The following is an 18,096-nucleotide window of genomic DNA, read 5'->3' as shown; positions in this document are numbered from 1 at the left end:
TTTCTCGCCAACTTTGCCTCATGCTAATCAAACTTCGTTTCCCCGCCCTCTTTCTATTCCTGCTGCTGGTAGGTTGCCGCGCTGGCGGCCCGGGCACTCCGGCCCGCACCGTGGCGTCGTTTTTTTCGAAGTATGACGGCCGCGCAGGCTTCAAAACCACCGAGTGGTCGGCCGACTTGCTCGAGCGCCTAGCGCTGGTGAAAGCCGCCAAGTTCCTCGGGGGCTCCGAGCTGACCAATGGCATCACGGGCATTCGCTCGGCCAAGGTCATCACGTTCACGCCCACTTCCGGCGCGGCCCGCGAACTGGCGCAGCAGGGCCTGCGGCAGGAAGCTACCGGCATTTTGCAGGGCGAAAAGTACACGCCCATTTCCACCGCCGGTTTTGGCGGCAGCGACTACGCCATCTCCACCCGCGGCTCGGGCGATAAAATCTCGGAATTCGCCGCCTTGGGCAGCCTGCCCGACGTGGCCGATTCCTTTGTGCTGGTAGCCGTAAACGGTAATTTTACCCGCTCACAAGTAGAAGCCCTCAGCAAGTACCTGCCGCAGCTGGTGCAGGCGACTAGTAAGTAAAGCCAGGATTAAAGCAGAACGTCATGCTGAGCGCAGCCGAAGCATCTCGCATCGGATAGTAATCAAATCGCTGAACGATTGAGTTACTGCTCCGAACGAGATGCTTCGGCTACGCTCAGCATGACGTTATTTCTATGTCGTCCTCTGATTACCGCTTAGCCATCAACTCCTCAATGGTATCAGCTTGCAGGGGAATATCATCCATCAGGTCCTCATTACCGTTGGCGGTGAGCAGGATGTCGTTTTCCAGACGGATGCCCAGGCTTTCTTCGGGAATGTAGATGCCGGGCTCCACGGTGTACACCATGCCCGCTTCGAAGGTGCGGTACTTATAGCCCACATCATGCACGTCGAGGCCGAGGTAATGGCTGGTACCGTGCATGAAATATTTCTTGTAAAGCGGCGCGGCGGGGTCCTGGTTGCGCACATCGGCAGCATTCAGCAGGTCGAGCTTGATGAGTTCCTGCTCCATGCACTCGCCTACTTCTTTATGGTAAGCCTCGATTTCGGTACCGGGAATAAGACGGGTTTTGGCAAATGCCATTACGGCCAGTACCGAATCGTAGACCTGGCGCTGGCGCGGGCTGAACTTTCCGTTGACCGGGATGCTGCGCGAGAGGTCGGCAGCGTAGTTGGCGTACTCGGCCCCGAAGTCCAGCAGAATCACGTCGCCGGCCTGGCACTGGTTATCGTTGGTAGTGTAGTGCAGCACGGTGGCATTTTTGCCGCTGGCCACGATGCTGCCGTAGGCCGGCCCACGGCTGCGGTTGCGCATGAATTCGTGCACGATTTCAGCCTCAATCTCAAACTCCCACACGCCAGGCTTCACAAAGCCCAACAACCGCCGAAACGCCTTACCCGTGATGTCGCAAGCCTGCCGCATCACCCGGATTTCCTCGGCACTCTTGATGGCGCGCAGGTTGTGCAGCAGCGGCGCGGCGCGGCGATAGGTGTGCAACGGGTACTGATTCTGCAATAATTTGATGAAGCGGGCGTCGCGCGTTTCTACCTCCACCACGGCCCGAATGTGCTCGTTAGAGTTCAGATACACGTTTTCGGCCTCGTTCATAAGCGCCGGCAGCACCGTCTTGAAGCTGTCGAGCCACATAATGGTGGTAATGCCGGAATTGGTGCGGGCCTGGTCCTTGGTCAGCTTATAGCCTTCCCAGATGAGAATGTGCTCCGAGGTTTCTTTCAAAAACAGGATTTCGCGGTACTGCGGCAGCCGCGCATCCGGAAAAAGCACGAGAATGCTTTCCTCCTGGTCGACCCCGGCGAGGTAAAACAGGTCGTTGTTCTGACGGAAGGCCATGGTACCGTCGGCATTGGCCGGCATCACGTCATTCGACTGGAAAATGGCCACTGAGGCCGGCAGCAGCTGCTCACGGAAGCGGCGGCGGTTTTCAACGAACAGTTCGGGAGCAAGAGGGGCGTAGCGCATGAGTGGGGCTGGGGCGGAGTTGGAATTCAGGCCGCAAGTTAGGCAAGGCGGGGTCGGCGGCCACCGAGCCAGCGCCTCAAAAACACCTACCCGCTTACAACAGAAAAACCCCTTGCTCTAGCTGAGCAAGGGGTTTTCTTAACACATTAACCCCCTCCTTACATTTTGGATTTGGTGGTTTTCACGGTCGTTTTGTTGGCCTTGTAGCGCAGGTCGGCCGTTCCATTGGCTTTCTTGGGGCCGGTGGTGGTTTTCGTCATTTTGTTCTCCTTGTAGCGCAGGTCGGGCGTGCCGTCAGCCTTCATTCTGGTGCTGGTCGACGTCGAGGAGCTCGACTTAGTCATGCCCGAGGGCGTTGTCATCGTGCTCGACTTGCTGGTGGTGGCCGAGCCTTTGGTCATCGTGCTCGACTTGGTCATGCCCGCCGGGTTGCTCATCGTGCTCGATTTCGTAATCACCTTGGTGGCCGGTGTCTGGGCGGTACGGGTTGCCATTTTTGATGAGCTGGTGCTCATCGTGGTGGTGCTGGCTGGCGGCGTGGGAACCGGCGTTTGGGCCAAAGCGGCTGAACCGCTCAACAAGGCCAGCGAAACGAGAAAACCGAGGATGCGCTTCATAAAAGATAAAGTGAGGGTGAGAAATACGCTTTCTACGCCGTACAGCACGATGCAGAAGGTCAGCAATGTAGCTATTTTCAGCTTCTGGCCCTGGCTTGGCAGTGCGGCCAGGCAGAGGTTAAACCCCACGCAATTTGCCGCTTCCAATTGGCCCCATTGCACCGTTTACTTTCAATCAACCTTATGAAAAATCCGTGTTTTCGCTACTCGCCATCATGGCCTCCTTAGCCGTAGCGCCCGAAGCTTCGACCCAAACCACCACTCCGGACCTCAACGCTCCCCGAACCAATAACCGAACCCGCATTCGCCAGGGTGTGGCCAGCGGCCAACTGACCCGGCCCGAAACCGCCCGGCTACGAGCCCGCCAGGCCGATATCCCCCAAGATAAAAAAGCGACCCACGCCGGCGGCGTGATTACCCGCAACGAACGCCAGGATATTGGTAAGGACGAGCACCAGGCCAGCCGCGCAATCTGTGCTCAGAAGCACGACGATAAATACCGACCGCGCACATTACGCTAAAAGCTTGAATAACAATTAATTATTGATAAAAAGTTATTGGTTGGGAAGCAATTTTGAGTCACTTAATTTAAAAATATGCATTGATTTTTTATAAATATATTTTAAATAATAAAAACGCTATGTACTTTAGCGCAGCCAAATGGTTTAGCCGGGTTCTTCTGCTTAGAAACCATCGGCTGGGTTGCCCTCACTTTTCTCCCTCCTGCTATGAAAGCTTACTTCTACTCCCTGCTCACCGTGGGCAGCTTGCTGACTACGGCTCCGGCCCAAGCCACAATCAGCGTCCGCACTTCTACTGAAAATCCCGCCGAAATCCAACGCAAAACGGCTGCCCGGGCCAAGGTAGCCGAAGCCAAAAAGGCGGCGGCTTCCACGGCGAAGCGTTCGGTTTGGGCCAAAACCCGAAAAGCACGAACCAAGCTGGGACGAACCATGCTAGTCGTTCTCGGCCTTGAGGAAAGCAAGGCCGTTACTTCGCCCGCCAAGCTTACGCGGCAGCTGCACGCGCACCAGAGACAGCTGAAAATGAAAGCCCGCCTCAACGCCCGCGCCCGGCGCGCCCGCACCAGCCGCTAGCATCCCAACCGCTGCCTGGCATAAGAAAGCCCCTTACCGAACCGGTAAGGGGCTTTCTTATGCCAGGCAGCGGCGCAACTTACGCCGAAACCTGCGCTTCGAGCTTCTGGGCAAGCACGTGCTTGGGCACGGCACCTACCTGTTTGTCAACAATTTGACCGTTTTTGAAGACCAACAGCGTGGGGATGCTGCGGATGCCGAACTTCATGGAAGTCTGGGGGTTGGCGTCAACGTCAACTTTACCCACGATGACCTTGCCTTCGTATTCGCCAGCCAACTCTTCCACCACGGGGCCTACCATGCGGCAGGGGCCGCACCATTCAGCCCAGAAATCGACCAATACGGGCTTATCGCCGCTGATGATTTCGTCAAAGTTGGCGTCGGTTATTTCAATTGCTTTATTTCCCATTTCAATTTGGGTTGGAGTTTAAAGATAGTCTGGCGTATACGGCCAACCGGGTCGCAAGGTAGCAGACTGGACGGTTAAACAGCGTGGGCGTGGTAAAGTTCAGAACGCTGGTTATGGTGTGGTGAAGGCGTGGTTTTTGACGCTGAATGTTAAGAATGACCTGCCGAGCGCAGCCAAGGTATCTCGCGGGCAGATACAGCCAACACCGTCGCAACGTTTGAGTTACTGCGGCAGCTGAGGTGCCTCGGCTGCGCTCGGCAGGACGCGCTTTCCCCTCACTTCGTCGTTCTAAATCAAAGTACAAACCTCCATTTCCAGCTCCCGCATCTTCTCGATAAACACCTTGGGCTCAATCTGGAACTTGCGCGAGAACATATCTACCGCTAGATGCTCGTGGGGCTCCACAAACTGAATTTCGAGGCGCTTGGAGCCCGGCGCATGGTCGATGGCGTCCTGCAGGCGGTCCAGCATGGGGCCGGTCACGGTGCGCAGGTCGAGCTTCACGCGCACGCCTTTGCTGCGTTTTTCGGCTACGTCGGCCAAGGGTTCCATGGTCAGGATGCGCAGGTCCCACTGGTCCTGGGTGTGGCGGCGCAGCTCCTGCTTGAGCTTGACGTACATGGGCGGCACCTGCTCGTTGGGATAGTTTCGCGGGTTGATGAGGGGCGCGAACTTGGTGTAGTCGTCGCGGAATAGGGCCGGGTTGATGCTCGTTTCGTAGTCCTCCAGAGTGAAGGTGCAGAAAGGCTGGCCGGTTTTCGTGGTCTTGAACAGGACGTTATTAATCAAGCCGGCCACGGCAATTTCCTTGTTTTTGATTTCGTCCACCTTGTCCAGGCCGCAGGTGCAGTAGGCGTCCAGCTCCAGCTTGAAGGCATCGAGCGGGTGGCCGGAGAGGTAGAAGCCCACCACTTCCTTTTCGCGGCGGAGCTGCTCAGTTTTACTCCAGGGCTCCATTTCGTGCATCTTGGGCAGCGGCGCGGCCACAGCCCCGAAGGCGGATGCGCCGAAGAGGCTGTGCTGGCTGCTTTCCTTGGCGGCGGCGTGCTGCTGGCCCAGCTTCATGGCCTTCTCAATGAGGCTCTGGTCGCCGGCCGGGGCGTCGAGGTAGAGGCGGCGGTGCTTGTCGAAACCATCGAACGCGCCGGCCTGGGCCAGGCTTTCAAAGGTTTTCTTGTTCACGGTGCGTAGGTTCACGCGCTTGGCAAAGTCGAAGATATCGGAGTAGTTGCCGGCTTTTTCGCGCTCCTGCACCATGCTTTCCACGGCGAGCTCGCCCGCGCCCTTCACCGCGCCCATGCCGAAGCGGATGGCCCCTTCTTGGTTCACGTTGAATTTCAGGAGGCTTTCGTTCACGTCGGGCCCCAGCACGGGCACGCCCTGCTTGCGGGCCTCCTCGATGAAGAAGGTCACCTTCTTAATGTCGCCCATGTTGTTGGTGAGCACGGCGGCCATGTACTCGGCCGGGTAGTTAGCCTTCAGATAACCAGTCTGATAAGCCACCACGGAGTAGGCCGCAGAGTGCGAGCGGTTGAAGCCGTACTCCGCAAATTTCTCCATCACATCGAACACTTCGTTGGCTTTTTTGGCCGGAATGTCGTGCAGGTTTTTGGAGCCTTCGATGAATTTCTCGCGTTCGAGAGCCATCTTTTTCATGTCCTTCTTACCCATGGCGCGGCGCAGCAAGTCGGCACCACCGAGCGAGTAGCCGGCCAGAATCTGAGCCGTCTGCATAATTTGCTCCTGGTACACCATAATGCCCTGGCTGTATTCCAGGATGGGTTTCAACAGCTCGTGCGGGTACACCACTTCCTCGCGGCCGTGCTTACGGTTGATAAAGTTCGGGATGAACTGCATCGGGCCGGGCCGGTACAAGGCGTTCATGGCAATCAGGTCCTCGATGTTGGTCGGCTTCAAATCCTTGAGATACTGCCGCATGCCTTCACTTTCAAACTGAAAGGTGCCGATGGTATCGCCGCGCTGGTACAGGGCGTAGGTCTTTTCGTCGTCCAGCGGAATCTCGTCGATGTCGATTTTTACGCCGTGGTTACGCTCAATCAAATTCATGGCATCCACGATGACGGTCAGGGTTTTGAGCCCCAAAAAGTCCATCTTCAGCATGCCGGCCGACTCAATCACCTTGCCATCGAACTGCGTGATGAGCAGGTCCGAATCCTTGGAAGTTGATACCGGAATGTACTTCGTGATGTCATCCGGCGCGATGATGACGCCGGCCGCGTGAATGCCGGTGTTACGCACCGAGCCTTCGAGCTGCGTGGCCAGGCGCAGAATGTGGCCCTTGAGGTTGTCCGGCGACTCATCACGCCGAATCATGTCCAGCTCCTGGTTTTCGGCAAAAGCCCCGGCCAGCGTAGTACCGGGCTTTTCGGGCACCATCTTAGTCAGGTCGTTGGTTTGGGGCAGGGGCAATTCCATGGCCCGCGCCACATCCTTGATGGCCGACTTGGCCGCCATGGTGCCGAAGGTAATAATCTGGGCCACCTGCGTTTTGCCGTACTTATTCACCACGTAGTCAATGACTTTCTGACGGTTCACGTCGTCAAAGTCAATGTCAATATCGGGCATCGACACCCGCTCGGGATTCAGGAAACGCTCGAACAGCAGCGAGTACTTAATCGGGTCGATGTTGGTGATGCCCACGCAGTAAGCCACCGCTGAGCCCGCCGCCGAGCCCCGGCCCGGCCCCACGGCCACGCCCACCGACCGACCGTGGTTGATAAAGTCCTGGGTGATGAGGAAGTAGCCCGCGAAACCCATCGTTTGGATGATGCGCAGCTCGTAGTCCAGCCGCTCCTCAATCTCGGGCGTGCGCACCGAGTAGCGCGGTTTCGCGCCTTCGAAAGCACCTTTGTAAGTAAGGTGGCGCAGGAAGGCATCGCCGTTGGCGTGCTCCGCCGGAATGGGGAAGTTGGGCAGTAGAATGTCGCGCTGCAGCTTGGGCGGCGTGATTTTGTCGACAATCTCATTGGTATTGTCCACGCTCTCCGGTACGTCGCTGAACAGCTTGTTCATCTGCTCCTGCGTCTTGAAAAAGAACTGGTCGTTGGCGAAACCGAAGCGGGTGTGCGGCTTGGGCTTCTGCAGCTCCTCGTCGATGCGGCGGAGCTGCTTCTGGGCTTTTTCGTCGCGGCTGTGGTCGCGGCGCAGGTTGTCGAGCAGGTCGTACTTCACCTCACCCTTGCCCGTCATCAGGGTGTAATAATTGGTCCGGATATCACCAATCGGGTTGCTGTGCTCCTCGCCGGTGTTCACGCACAGCAGCAGGTCGTGAGCCGCGTAGTCCTCCTGGTTGACGTAGTGCGAGTCGTTGGTGCAGATGACCTTGACGTTGTGCTTGTGTGCCAGGCGCAGCAGCACTTGGTTCACATCTTCCTGGCTTTTGCCGGTGCCGTCGAAATTCATCAGGCCGTGGCGCTGAATTTCGATGTAGTAGTCCTCGCCAAACATATTGAGCCACCACTTCAGCTTTTCCTCGGCTTCGGCTTCCGTTTTGAAGAGAATGGTTTGCGGAATCTCGGCCCCGATGCAGCAGCTGGTGGCAATCAGCCCCTCGTGGTAGCGCTCCAGCAGCTCGCGGTCAATGCGCGGAAATTTGGAGTACACGCCCTCAATAAAGCTCATTGAGCAGAGCTTGCTCAAGTTGTGGTAGCCGGCCTGGTCTTTGGCCAGCAGCAACTGGTGGTGGCGCACGTCGCGCTCCCCTTTCTCGCGGCTGAAGGCCTTCTTATGACGGTCCTCCACTAGGTAAAACTCGCAGCCCACAATGGGCTTCACGTTGTACTTATTGGCCTCGGCCACGAAGTTGAACGCCCCAAACATGTTGCCGTGGTCGGTGAGAGCCACCGCGGGCATGCCATCGGCCTGCGCCTTCTTCATCAGCTTGCTGATGCTGGCCTGGCCGTCGAGCAGCGAGTATTGCGTGTGGCTGTGGAGGTGCGAGAAAACGGGCATTTATGGGCAGTTAACAGTTATCAATTAGCAGTGAGCAATTGATAAGCGGGTGGCGGGTTTTAGTAAAGATACCCCCGGCCGGAGGGCTTTGCCAAACCCCATTTGCCTGCTGCCTGATTCCCTGTGCGCTGCGTTTTTTTGAGGGACCGCCACCTTTCGCCGGCGTTTGCTGCGGCTACTTTCCGCCAGCCGACACGCGCAGCACCTCCCCAATTTTGGCCGATGTATCAGCCCCGGCCTTGCCATTCCAGGCTTGCAGGTCGGCCACCGTCACCTGGTAGCGCTTGGCGATGCTATACAGGGTTTCGCCCACGGCTACGGAGTGCTGCGTTGCAAGTGTAGCCGCTGGGGCGGAAGTTGTGGGCTTGGGCACATAAAGCGCGGGATTGGTGCCAGTGGCCGGATAGGAAGCCGGTTTAGCAGCCGGCTTGGCGGCGGTTGCCGGAGCGGCAGCAGGCAGCGGCTCCGATGATTTTAGCATCAGCACTTGGCCCACAGCAAGGGTAGCTGGCAGCGTAAGCTGATTCAGCGCCATAATAGTGGCCGGCGAAATCTCATACAGGCGACCGATGGAATACACCGTTTCGCCAGGCCCAACGCGGTGGGTAGCCGCAGCGGCCGGTGCACCAAGTGGCTTGGGAGCCACCGCCACCGGCCGCGCGGCAGGCAACGCCACGGGGACGCGAGGCATGGGGGCTACAATTGCGGGCGCTGCCGTCGGCGCTGCTATTGGGCCAGGACGGACAACGGGCGCGTTCACCACCACTGATGGGACCGTAGCCGGCTCGGGTGTCCGGGGCTCGTCGGCGAGGGGAGCGGCAGCGGGGGCGGGAGCCGGCGGGGGCAGCGTCGACACAACGGGAACCGGCGCGGCCGAATAAACCGGCGCTGGCAACCGGGCTGGGGCAGATGCGGGGGGCGTAACTCTCGTAGCGGGCGGCACTGGTGCAGCGGCCACCGCAGCCGTTGATAACGCTTCGCCCCATCCGTCGGCTTCCTCCGTCATCACCCGCTTGGTTTCAGCCCCGCCATTCTTTACTTTGATTTTTACTTTAATCCTGGCATCAGCGGGTGCTTCTTCGCGGCGGGCGGCCACTATTTCGTTGGCGCGGTCGAGCAGCACGTCGGTTTCGGCGGGCGTGGCGGCCATACTGGGCCGCTCCAAAGCGGCACCTTCGGGCAGGCTGCGGTATTCCAGGGCTACCTCGCGGGGGCGGGTGTGCTGCAGCCACAGCACCCGGCCGGGGCGCAGCTCCTCCACGCGGGCCAGGCGGTTTTTGGCATACACGGCCTTTTGGCGCATCCCGTATTTCTGGGCCACGTCAAAAATCGTTTCGCCGGGCTGGAGCACGTGGTACTCCACGGCTCCTACATCGCGCTTGCTTTCCAGGTAATACGGCCGGCCAGTCACGGCCGCATCAAAGCCCGTCAGCTCGTTATGGCGCAGAAATTCGCCCAGCTTCTGGTTAGCGCGGCGGGCCAGGTCCACGGTGGTCTCGCCGGGCAACGCAATGAGGGCACGCAGGTCGTTCACCCGTACTTCGGCTGCATTATCGGCCACCGCGGGCATGGCCAGCAGCTCCTGGCTGGTTTGCAGGCGCTGGTTGGCCACGATGCCAGCTGCTTGGGTGATGTCGCCCACGGGTACGATGAGCGTGTAGGGCCGGTCGGCGGGCACGGCGGCGGCCAGCAGCCAGCGGTTGTATACGGCTAAGGCCGCAGGCTCCACGTGCAGCACCTGGGCCTGGGCTTCGAGACTCTGGCCGGGCGTGGCGGGAAACTCCTGCAGGCGCAGCGGTGGCCTGGGGTTCTGGCCGCAGGCGGGCTCGAAGGCCAGTTTCTGGGCCAGAAACATCAGCACATACGGCGAAGTGGCCTCGGTGATGGCCATTTCAGTGGCGTCGGCGTCGGTGGGCAGCGTGTAGGGTTTCACGCCGCTTAAGCCGGTATTGTAGCTGAGCAGGGCATTCAGCCAGTTGTGCAGGCTGGCATTGTTGCGGGTGAGGTAGCGGGCGGCGGCGCGGGTGCTGACCGTGAGGTGCTGGCGCTCGTCTACTTGCGTATTCACCATCAGGCCCAGGCCCGTGGCAGTTTCCTGCTTCAGCTGCCAGTAGCCCACGGCGGCGTGGTTGCTGCGCGCATCGCCTTGCAGGGCGCTTTCCTGCAGCACCAGGTAGCGGAAATCAAGCGGCACGCCTTCTTCCCGCAGCACGCGGTCGATGATGGGAAAGGCGGCATCGGCCAAGTCCACACGGGCCTGAAACGAAGGCTGATGACGCAGTAGGCCATCGGCTTTTTGCTGCACCAGCCGTTGGGCTTCTTCATTCAGCACCAAGTGCAGGCCGGCCACATCGAGCGCGGCGGGCACAGCGCGGTGCGGGCCTGGGGCAATGGGCTGAGCAGCCAAAGGGCCCGCCAGAGCCAGCATCACCAAAACTAGAGCAATAGGATTTCGCATAAGCAACGCGGGCAGTTCGGCCCGGAAGCTACAAAGAACCTGAATTTTGGGCAATTCGGATGATAACAGCAGCAACTAAACAACACGTCATGCTGAGCGAAGTCGAAGCATCTCGCGTGGGGTGATGATTCCGGCGGCCACTTCAAAGTACGTCATACTAAGCGCAGCTGAAGCATCTCGCTCGGGGTAGTAACTCAATCGATTGGTTTACTCAAGCACGCGAGATGCTTCGGCTGCGCTCAGCATGACTCTTTCTTACGTCTCAAACGTGCTACTGCGGCCCGCGTCCTCCCCCATCGGGCCGTCCGAAACCACGCTCCCGGCGCTCGCCATCGGCGGGCGCGGCGGGGGCCATCACATTGCCGCTGCGGATGTTGTAGGTGAACATCAGCATGAGGTAGCGCTGCAAAATATTGGTTTGCACATCCTCGTAATACGCATCGGTCACGTTGCGCTGAATGGCGCGGTTCTGGCCGAGCAGGTCGAAGGCGTACAGCTTGATTTCGCCGCGCTGGCCGGGGAAAATCTTCTTGCCCAGGCTGGCATTCCAAAGCACGTACTGCTGGTTGAAACCGGCGGCGAGGCCGGAGTAAGCCTGATGCACGAGGTCGGTGGCGAAGTTGATGCCCGGGCCCACAATCCAGTTCAACCGCAAACGCGTGACCTGGGCAAAGTAGTTAGAGTTGAGTTGCGCCCGGAGTGTGTTGCGCACAAAATTCTGGGTCGACGTAGTCGAAGCCGTGAAATCAAACTGGGGGCTGATGTTGGAGCTCAGCGTGAGGCCCGCCCCGAAGGCCGGCACCCGGGCGTAGTTCAGCCCCCCGTTCACGAGGCCCGGCGTTTGGGTGAAGCTGGCGTTGGCGCTCAGGTTCACATTGGTTTTAATGGCCTTGATGGGTATGCCGTAGCTCAGCAGCGAGCGCAGGGCGTACTGCTGGCTCAGGTTGGTGGGCTGCACCAACTGGCCGCCGGAGGGCAGGCGCACTTCCGGCGCACCATCGGGCACCACCGTGGTGTCGCGGGCGGCCACCAGCGTGCGGTTCGAAATCGGGTTCTGGGTATAGGAGCCCGAGAGTACGGCGAAGAAATTGCTGGCCACTTCCGGGTTAGAGGCCGCATAACGCAGGTTGGCCGAATGCTGAAATTCCTGCCGCAGCGTGGGATTACCAATGGTGAGCTGCAGCGGGTTAGAGTTGTTCACCACGGCCTGCAGCTGGCTCACGCTGGGCGGGTTGGTGTTGGTGCGGTAGTTCAGGCGCAGGTTTTTCTGCTTAGTGAAACGGTAGTTCAAATTGGCATTAGGCAGCACGTTCACAAACGTGTAGCGGCCGATACCGGGCCGCGGAAACTGCGCGTCGCTGAACAGTTCCGAGTACTGGCCTGAAAGGCCGATACTGGCCTGGTACTTGGGCATGATGTGCCGGTAGGTTACGCCGCCCGACTGCGTTAAGTAGTAGTTGTCGAACACATTGCTCAGGCCCTCGTTCAGCTGGCGCGTGTCGCCGGTGAGCACGTCGTAGGTGTACTTATTCGAATTGTTGGGTGCGTAGTTGATGGCGTAGCTGCCCTGCAAAACATCCTGCTTGGTCAGGGCCTCCGTCAGAGAAAGGTTGGCGTTGAGGCTGCCGCCGTTCTGCTTGAGCGTGCTGAGCTGGTTGAGATTAGTGCGGGCTGGGGCGGTGTCAATGGTACGCAGAGTGGTGGTGGCGTTGCGCTCGCTGTAGGTGCCGCCCAGGCTCAGGCTGGCGGTGCGGCCGGCCTTGGGAAAGCGGTGGCGCAGGAGCAAGTCGCCGCCGGTGTTAAGACCCTCATTGTCCGACCCGTAAGTGCTGTTGATGTTGCTGCTATTGGTGGCATTTTGCGCGGCATTGGTACGGCGCGTAAGGCCGGCCACCAGGCTCGTCGCCTCGTTCTGCTGGTAGCTGAACCGGGGCCGAAACAGAATGGAGTTGGCCGAGTCAATCTTGTGCTCCAGACGCATATTGAAGCGCTGGTTGGTGTTGAGGCTGTTGGTGTTGGCCGTTTGGGTATAAGTTTGGGGCAGCACGTATTGCCGCTGAGTGGTGCTGAGCACCGTGTTATCGGCGCGGTTGAAAAAGTAGCTGGCCGAGAGGTCGGTTTTCTTGTTCCAGGAGTCGGAGTAGTTCAGGCCCACGGCGGTGGTTTTGGTCAGGCCGCCGCTCTGATTCACCAGAAAGTCGCCGGCGCTGCCGCCATTGCCGCCGCCACCCGGCGCGCCGCCGCCGCCTCGTCCGCCGCGCCCGCCGCCGCCCTGGTTCGAGTTGCCTACCACGCCCAGCAGGTCTTCGGTGCCGAAGTTTTGCTCGTTCACGTTGTTCGACTGCGCCAGCACCGACAGCCGCCGGGTGCCTTTAAAGTCATTCACGTTGCCGCTGGCCCGGTAGCGCTCCGTGCCCGCGCCGGCCACTACCCGCCCAAACGTGCCGTTGCGAAACGCCACCTTGGTCACGATGTTGATGGTCTTGGTGGTGTTGCCGTCGTCGAAACCCGAAAAGCGACTCTGCTCGCTGCGCTGGTCGAATACCTCCACCTTGTCCACCATTTCGGCGGGCAGGTTTTTGAGCACCGCGTCGGGGTCATTGCCGAAGAATTCCTTGCCATCGACCAGCACGCGCTGCACGTTTTCGCCCTGGGCCTGCACTTTGCCATCGGCCCCGCGGCTCACGCCGGGCAGCTTCTCGATGAGGTCCTGGGCGTTGGCATCCGGGTTGGTTTTAAAGGCTTTGGCGTTGAACTGCGTGGTGTCGCCCTTCTGCACCGATTGCGCAGCCTGGCCCGTCACCACCACGCCTTTGAGCTGAATGCCACCGGTTTGCAGGGCCAGCGTGCCCAGCTGCAGCGGCTGCCCGTCCACCGTCACGGTTTGGCGCAATTTCTGGTAGCCCACAAACGAGGCATCGAGCAAATAGCGCCCGGCGGCCACGTTATCAAACTGGAATTTGCCGTCAGCATCCACGGCCGTGCCGGTTCTCACCGAGTCCGGCAGACGAATCAGCAGCACGTTGGCCCCGATAAGCGGTGACTGGTCTTTGCCATCGGCCACGCGCCCGCTCACCGTGGCGGGGGCCTGGGCCCGGGCCCGGGCAGCGCCCAGGCTCGCCAGCAGCAGAATCAGGAAAGTAAAATGCCGCATAGAACCAGGGGAAGCATCGGAAAACGTCTGACGGGATTCCACCGCCTAAGGTTTGTCCGGCAGCTGCGCGGCCCGCCAGCTACCGTTTGCGCAGCAGCAGCAGCCCATCGCGCAGGGCCAGAAAAACCGGTTCCACGCGCGCGTCGCGGGCCACCTTGTCGTTGAACGCCCGCACCCAAAGGGTATCCTTGTCGTTGGGTTTCAACGTGTGCGCGGGCAGCACCTTGCCACTCCACAGCACATTATCAATGATGAGCAGGCCGCCGGGACGCACTCGGTCAATCACTGCTTCAAAGTACGCGTCGTTGCTGCGCTTGTCGGCATCAATAAAGACCAAGTCCCACACTTCCTCGACCAGCCCCGGCAAAACGTCGAGCGCCGCCCCAATGTGCAGCCGCACTTGCCCGGCCACGCCCGCCGCCGCCGCGTAGCGCAGAATGCGGGCCTCCTTCTCCGGGTCGATTTCGATGGTGTGCAGCAGGCCATTCGCCGCTAGTCCTTCGGCCAAGCACAGCGTAGCATACCCGCAAAATGCTCCAATTTCGAGGACACGCCGCGGGCGCATCAGGTGGCTGAGCAGGCTCAGCAGCCGGCCCTGCACGTGGCCGCTGCTCATGCGCGGCATCAGGGTTTGCAGGTGCGTTTCGCGGGTGAGCCGGGCCAGCAGCGGCGGCTCCGGAGCGGTGTGCAGCTCAGCGTAGGCTTGAATGGGGTCGGTCATATCGATAGGAAAGCTTTCCCGCAGAGGGCGCGGAGGCTTGCGCAGAGGGCGCAGAACGTTCTGCGACTTCTGCGCAAGCCTCCGCGCCCTCTGCGGGCTAAAAATTCAAGCGTAATCGGAATACAAAAACCTGAAATCCTGATTTGCCCGGCCCGAAATCCATCCCCACTACTCGATACAAACCCTCATAGCGGTACACATCTGGACCACCGTCTTCGGCTGGCACCTTGCGCAGTACCCGCACCGGCAGGCCGGTTTCCTGGCTGCGCAACAGGGCCAGATTGGTACTGGTAGCTATTTGGTCTGTCGTCTGGCGGCCGGTTTTGGGGTCGCGGCCGCCATTACTTCCCTTCCGGCACGTATTGCAGCACGCTCAGGTGCTCGTCGGTCAGCACTTCGTTGGCCATTTCGCGCAGCTCAGCAGCCGAAATCCGCTCGATGTTCTCGAAAATTTCGCTCAGCGGCTCCACGCGGCCCAGGTCGAGCGTGCTTTTGCCGAGTAGCTGCATCATGCCGCCGTTGCTTTCCTCGCTCATGGCGAGCTGGCCCATCAACTGGTGCTTGGCCGTGTGCAACTGATTGGTGGTAAGCTCCTTCTCTCGCAGCAATTTCAATTCCTTTTGCACTAGGCCCAGCGTGCGGTTGAGCTGCTTGCCTTCGGTACCGAAATAGATACCGAACAGGCCAGTGTCGGTGTAGGGCGAATAGGTGCTATCAATGGTGTACACGAGGCCGTATTTCTCGCGCACCGCCAGGTTGAGGCGTGAGTTCATGCCGGGGCCGCCGAGGATGTTGTTCAGCATGAAAAACGGAATGCGGCGGGCATCATTCAGCGAATAGGCCGGACCGCCCAACAAGCAGTGTGCCTGCGAAATGGGCCGGGTTTCGACCTGCGTTTTGCGCTCGTAGCCACCCACCGAGCGGCGCGTGCGGGGCCCCAGCCGGGCCGGTAGCGGCGCCAGGAATTTATCGGCCAGCCGCTTCACTTCGGTGAACGACAGATTACTCACCGAGCTGAAAACCAGCCGGTCGGTGCGCATTTGCTCGCCCAGAAAGGCATGAAAATCAGCAGTCTGAAAGCTGCTCACGCTCTCCCGGGTGCCCAGAATGTTCACGCCCAGCGGATGCTCGCCGAACACCACCGTGTCAAAGTCATCGATGATGGCATCCTCGGGAGCATCCTGGTACATGCTCATTTCTTCCAAAATCACGCCCCGCTCCTTCTCCACCTCGCGGCCGGGAAACACGGAGTTGAACGTAAGGTCGGTGAGCAGCTCAAACGCCCGCTCAAAGTGCGTGCTGAGGAGCGATGCGTAGAAGCAGATTTTCTCCTTGGTGGTGTAGGCGTTCAGCTCGCCGCCCACGGTTTCGAGGCGGTTGAGAATATGGAACGACTTACGCTTTTCGGTGCCCTTGAAAGCCATGTGCTCCCAGAAATGGGCCAGGCCCTGCTGGTGCGGGCCCTCATCGCGCGAGCCAATGTCAAGCAAAAACCCGCAGTGCGCGATTTTCGTGTGCACTACCTGCTTGTGTAAAAGGCGGATGCCGTTGGGGTATTCGTAAATGTGATAATCGAGCATAAGTAGCGCAAAGGTACGTGAGGCCGTAGCTCAAGTTTGCGCTACCTTAACCGGCAACGCCGCCAACAGTTGCCCTACCTCAATGCTGTGCGCGCAGCGGAAGTGCCCCAGCGGACAGGCAGCGTGCCCGTGCAGCCCACACGGCCGGCACGCCAGCGCCTCCGGGGTTTCCACCACGAACGAAACCGGGCTGAGCGGCCCAAACCCAAACGCGGGCACGGTGCTGCAAAACACGGCCGTCACGGGTGCGTCCACGGCCGAGCACAGGTGCATCGGGGCCGAATCGTTGACGTAATTCATCACGGCGCCGCGCATGAGGGCAGCCGACGCCAACAGGCCAATCTGGCCGGCCAAGCTGGTCACGTTAGCCTGGCCGCTGGCGGCGGCCAGGCGCTCGCAGGCGGCCACGTCGGGCGGGCCGCCAAGTAGGTACACCCGCAGGCCGGTGGGCAAAGCAGCCAGCAGCTCCAGCCACTTTTCTTCCGGATACTGCTTGGTAAACCAGACCGACGTTGGAGCCAGGCAGATGTAGGGGCCTGCTGCAGCGTAGGGGGCTACAGCCGCCTCGTCGGTGGCTGAGGGGTACAGCCGGGGACCAAGGGAATTAAAAATTAAAAATGAAGAATTAAGAACAGGCGGTGGTGGCCCACTTTCCTTTCCAATTTTTAATTCCCCGCCCCTGCCCAGCAGCAAAAGGTTACGCGCAACCTCGTGCGTGCCGTCGCCAATAACATGCGGCGTGCGGCGCGTGAAGAAGCGGCTAAAGGGATTTTTAGCGAAGCCTACCCGCTCGGCCGCGCCCGAGAAAGCCGTGAGAAAGCCCGTACTGGCAAAGCGCTGCAGCGTGACTACCCGGCCGTAGCCGGTAGCCCGCACCTGGCGGAGCAGTTGCCACAGGTTGGCGTATTTACGGTGTTTCTTGTCCCAAATCAGCACGTTCCGTACGTGCGGATTGCCGACGAGCAGGCTTTCGTTGCCGCGCCGCACCAGCACGTCCACGGGGGTGGTGGGCTCGTGCAGGGCCAGATATTCCAGCAACGCCGTCATCAGAATAACGTCGCCAATGAAAGCGGTTTGGATGAGCAGCGTGGCGGGCGAAGAATGTGGCATGAGCGGGCCACAAAATTACGGCCGCCTGCTCGGATAAGCGGCCGTATCGACCACAGCCGTTGGCTCCGGCCGAGGCAATTGCTCAACCGGGGCCAACCACTGCTACCAGATGGCCTACGTGAGGTTGGCCGGACGGTTGATGACTTCTTCCAGCGAAATCAGGGTTTCGGTGCGCTCAATGCCATCGATGGGCTGAATCCGGTCATGCAGGACGTCGCGCAAGTGCTGCGTGTCGCGGCACAGCAGCCGGGCAAATACGCCGTAGGCCCCGGTGGTGAAATGAATGCTCACTACTTCCGGGATATCGCGCAGCTGTTTCACCACGCCGGTATATTCCGAGCTTTTCAGCAGGTAGATACCTAGAAAAGCACTGACGCCGTAGCCCAGTTTTTGGTAGTCGATGCGCAGGGTAGCACCCTGCACAATGCCAAGTTCCTCAAGCCGGGCCATACGCACGTGCACCGTGCCGCCCGATACATTTACCCTGCGGGCAATTTCGGTGTAGGGCATTTTTGCATCCTGGATGAGCAGATTCAGGATACTACGGTCAGTATCATCAAGTTCGTAATTCCGGGCCATGTTTTGCAGAAAGGATTTAAATACAATACAAAATTAGAAGGTTAAAATTTAACTTTTCACAAATTTCTAGTTAAACAATGAAATTATTTGCATCATATAGCTCACCCGCTTACATTTGTTACAATCCAAGGCAGAAGACCACGGCAACAAAATAGCGGGGTACAGCAGGCAGATATGACCGATTAATCGGCAATCCCGCCAGCTAACCTCCCTAAGAAAGGTGCATTCCTTTCACTACTGCTGTGGTTGGATACGGAGGAGAAGAGGGGAAAACGGGGCGGCGCATCTGGGTGGATGCGCTCCTCACAATTAGTAAGAGGCGGCCTCTGGGTGGGGGCCGCCTCTTCGTGTTTATGGTAGAAAGCAAGGAGGGAAAACGGGTG

General features: G+C 59.5%; 13 protein-coding genes and 1 pseudogene. 3 read left to right on the top strand and 11 right to left on the bottom strand.

What is annotated here, in order from left to right; translation table 11 throughout:
• The first annotated feature begins 20 nt into the window (after positions 1-20).
• Positions 21-575: a DUF4252 domain-containing protein gene (locus tag IEW17_RS13720; protein ID WP_188562619.1), complete on the top strand. Its 555-nt coding sequence runs from the start codon at positions 21-23 to the stop codon at positions 573-575.
• A 148-nt stretch (positions 576-723) separates the two neighbouring features.
• Here IEW17_RS13720 and IEW17_RS13715 read toward each other — a convergent pair whose 3' ends face one another.
• Positions 724-2,016, bottom strand: a complete 1,293-nt coding sequence (locus IEW17_RS13715; RefSeq protein WP_188562618.1) for an aminopeptidase P N-terminal domain-containing protein — start codon at positions 2,014-2,016, stop codon at positions 724-726.
• 158 nt (positions 2,017-2,174) lie between these two features.
• Positions 2,175-2,633: a hypothetical protein gene (locus IEW17_RS13710; RefSeq protein ID WP_229749002.1), complete on the bottom strand. Its 459-nt coding sequence runs from the start codon at positions 2,631-2,633 to the stop codon at positions 2,175-2,177.
• 215 nt (positions 2,634-2,848) lie between these two features.
• On the opposite strand from IEW17_RS13710, the gene IEW17_RS13705 reads away from it, so the two are divergent.
• Together IEW17_RS13705 and IEW17_RS13700 are read left to right on the top strand one after the other, a co-directional pair.
• Positions 2,849-3,154, top strand: coding sequence for a hypothetical protein (locus tag IEW17_RS13705; RefSeq protein ID WP_188562616.1), 306 nt, complete (start codon positions 2,849-2,851; stop codon positions 3,152-3,154).
• Between the two features lie 207 nt (positions 3,155-3,361).
• Positions 3,362-3,730: a hypothetical protein gene (locus IEW17_RS13700; RefSeq protein ID WP_188562615.1), complete on the top strand. Its 369-nt coding sequence runs from the start codon at positions 3,362-3,364 to the stop codon at positions 3,728-3,730.
• A 79-nt stretch (positions 3,731-3,809) separates the two neighbouring features.
• Here IEW17_RS13700 and trxA read toward each other — a convergent pair whose 3' ends face one another.
• The 9 genes and pseudogenes from trxA to IEW17_RS13655 form a co-directional block, all read right to left on the bottom strand.
• The gene (gene trxA, locus IEW17_RS13695; RefSeq protein WP_188562614.1) at positions 3,810-4,139 is read right to left on the bottom strand and encodes a thioredoxin; all 330 of its coding nucleotides are present in this window, start codon (positions 4,137-4,139) and stop codon (positions 3,810-3,812) included.
• 288 nt (positions 4,140-4,427) lie between these two features.
• Entirely contained in the window at positions 4,428-8,111 is a 3,684-nt protein-coding gene (gene dnaE, locus IEW17_RS13690; RefSeq protein WP_188562613.1) for a DNA polymerase III subunit alpha, read from the bottom strand.
• A gap of 175 nt (positions 8,112-8,286) precedes the next feature.
• Positions 8,287-10,569, bottom strand: a complete 2,283-nt coding sequence (locus IEW17_RS13685) for a LysM peptidoglycan-binding domain-containing protein (protein ID WP_188562612.1) — start codon at positions 10,567-10,569, stop codon at positions 8,287-8,289.
• A gap of 271 nt (positions 10,570-10,840) precedes the next feature.
• Positions 10,841-13,723 carry an outer membrane beta-barrel protein gene (locus IEW17_RS13680; protein ID WP_188562611.1) on the bottom strand — a complete coding sequence of 961 codons (2,883 nt, stop codon included), beginning with the start codon at positions 13,721-13,723 and terminating at the stop codon, positions 10,841-10,843.
• A 79-nt stretch (positions 13,724-13,802) separates the two neighbouring features.
• Complete coding sequence (locus IEW17_RS13675) at positions 13,803-14,444, bottom strand: O-methyltransferase (RefSeq protein WP_188562610.1); 642 nt, start codon at positions 14,442-14,444, stop codon at positions 13,803-13,805.
• Positions 14,445-14,541: 97 nt separating this feature from the next.
• Positions 14,542-14,775: pseudogene (locus IEW17_RS21505) on the bottom strand (YDG/SRA domain-containing protein); the annotation flags it as partial.
• A 10-nt stretch (positions 14,776-14,785) separates the two neighbouring features.
• Entirely contained in the window at positions 14,786-16,024 is a 1,239-nt protein-coding gene (locus IEW17_RS13665) for a M16 family metallopeptidase (protein WP_188562609.1), read from the bottom strand.
• Between the two features lie 30 nt (positions 16,025-16,054).
• Positions 16,055-17,134, bottom strand: coding sequence for a glycosyltransferase family 9 protein (locus IEW17_RS13660; RefSeq protein WP_188562608.1), 1,080 nt, complete (start codon positions 17,132-17,134; stop codon positions 16,055-16,057).
• Between the two features lie 114 nt (positions 17,135-17,248).
• The gene (locus IEW17_RS13655; RefSeq protein ID WP_188562607.1) at positions 17,249-17,713 is read right to left on the bottom strand and encodes an Lrp/AsnC ligand binding domain-containing protein; all 465 of its coding nucleotides are present in this window, start codon (positions 17,711-17,713) and stop codon (positions 17,249-17,251) included.
• Positions 17,714-18,096 lie beyond the last annotated feature (383 nt).

The organism is Hymenobacter frigidus (assembly GCF_014640435.1).
Taxonomy (GTDB): domain Bacteria; phylum Bacteroidota; class Bacteroidia; order Cytophagales; family Hymenobacteraceae; genus Hymenobacter; species Hymenobacter frigidus.
The sequence above is the reverse complement of the archived record's forward strand: the minus strand, read 5'-3'. Positions and strand labels throughout refer to the sequence as shown.

Bases quoted from the DNA above. Each gene is read 5' to 3' on its own strand.
- IEW17_RS13655 (WP_188562607.1), bottom strand. From the start codon at position 17,713: ATGGCCCGGAATTACGAACTTGATGATACTGACCGTAGTATCCTGAAT.
- IEW17_RS13710 (WP_229749002.1), bottom strand. From the start codon at position 2,633: ATGAAGCGCATCCTCGGTTTTCTCGTTTCGCTGGCCTTGTTGAGCGGT.
- IEW17_RS13700 (WP_188562615.1), top strand. From the start codon at position 3,362: ATGAAAGCTTACTTCTACTCCCTGCTCACCGTGGGCAGCTTGCTGACT.
- dnaE (WP_188562613.1), bottom strand. From the start codon at position 8,111: ATGCCCGTTTTCTCGCACCTCCACAGCCACACGCAATACTCGCTGCTC.
- trxA (WP_188562614.1), bottom strand. From the start codon at position 4,139: ATGGGAAATAAAGCAATTGAAATAACCGACGCCAACTTTGACGAAATC.
- IEW17_RS13720 (WP_188562619.1), top strand. From the start codon at position 21: ATGCTAATCAAACTTCGTTTCCCCGCCCTCTTTCTATTCCTGCTGCTG.
- IEW17_RS13675 (WP_188562610.1), bottom strand. From the start codon at position 14,444: ATGACCGACCCCATTCAAGCCTACGCTGAGCTGCACACCGCTCCGGAG.
- IEW17_RS13685 (WP_188562612.1), bottom strand. From the start codon at position 10,569: ATGCGAAATCCTATTGCTCTAGTTTTGGTGATGCTGGCTCTGGCGGGC.
- IEW17_RS13660 (WP_188562608.1), bottom strand. From the start codon at position 17,134: ATGCCACATTCTTCGCCCGCCACGCTGCTCATCCAAACCGCTTTCATT.
- IEW17_RS13665 (WP_188562609.1), bottom strand. From the start codon at position 16,024: ATGCTCGATTATCACATTTACGAATACCCCAACGGCATCCGCCTTTTA.
- IEW17_RS13715 (WP_188562618.1), bottom strand. From the start codon at position 2,016: ATGCGCTACGCCCCTCTTGCTCCCGAACTGTTCGTTGAAAACCGCCGC.
- IEW17_RS13680 (WP_188562611.1), bottom strand. From the start codon at position 13,723: ATGCGGCATTTTACTTTCCTGATTCTGCTGCTGGCGAGCCTGGGCGCT.
- IEW17_RS13705 (WP_188562616.1), top strand. From the start codon at position 2,849: ATGGCCTCCTTAGCCGTAGCGCCCGAAGCTTCGACCCAAACCACCACT.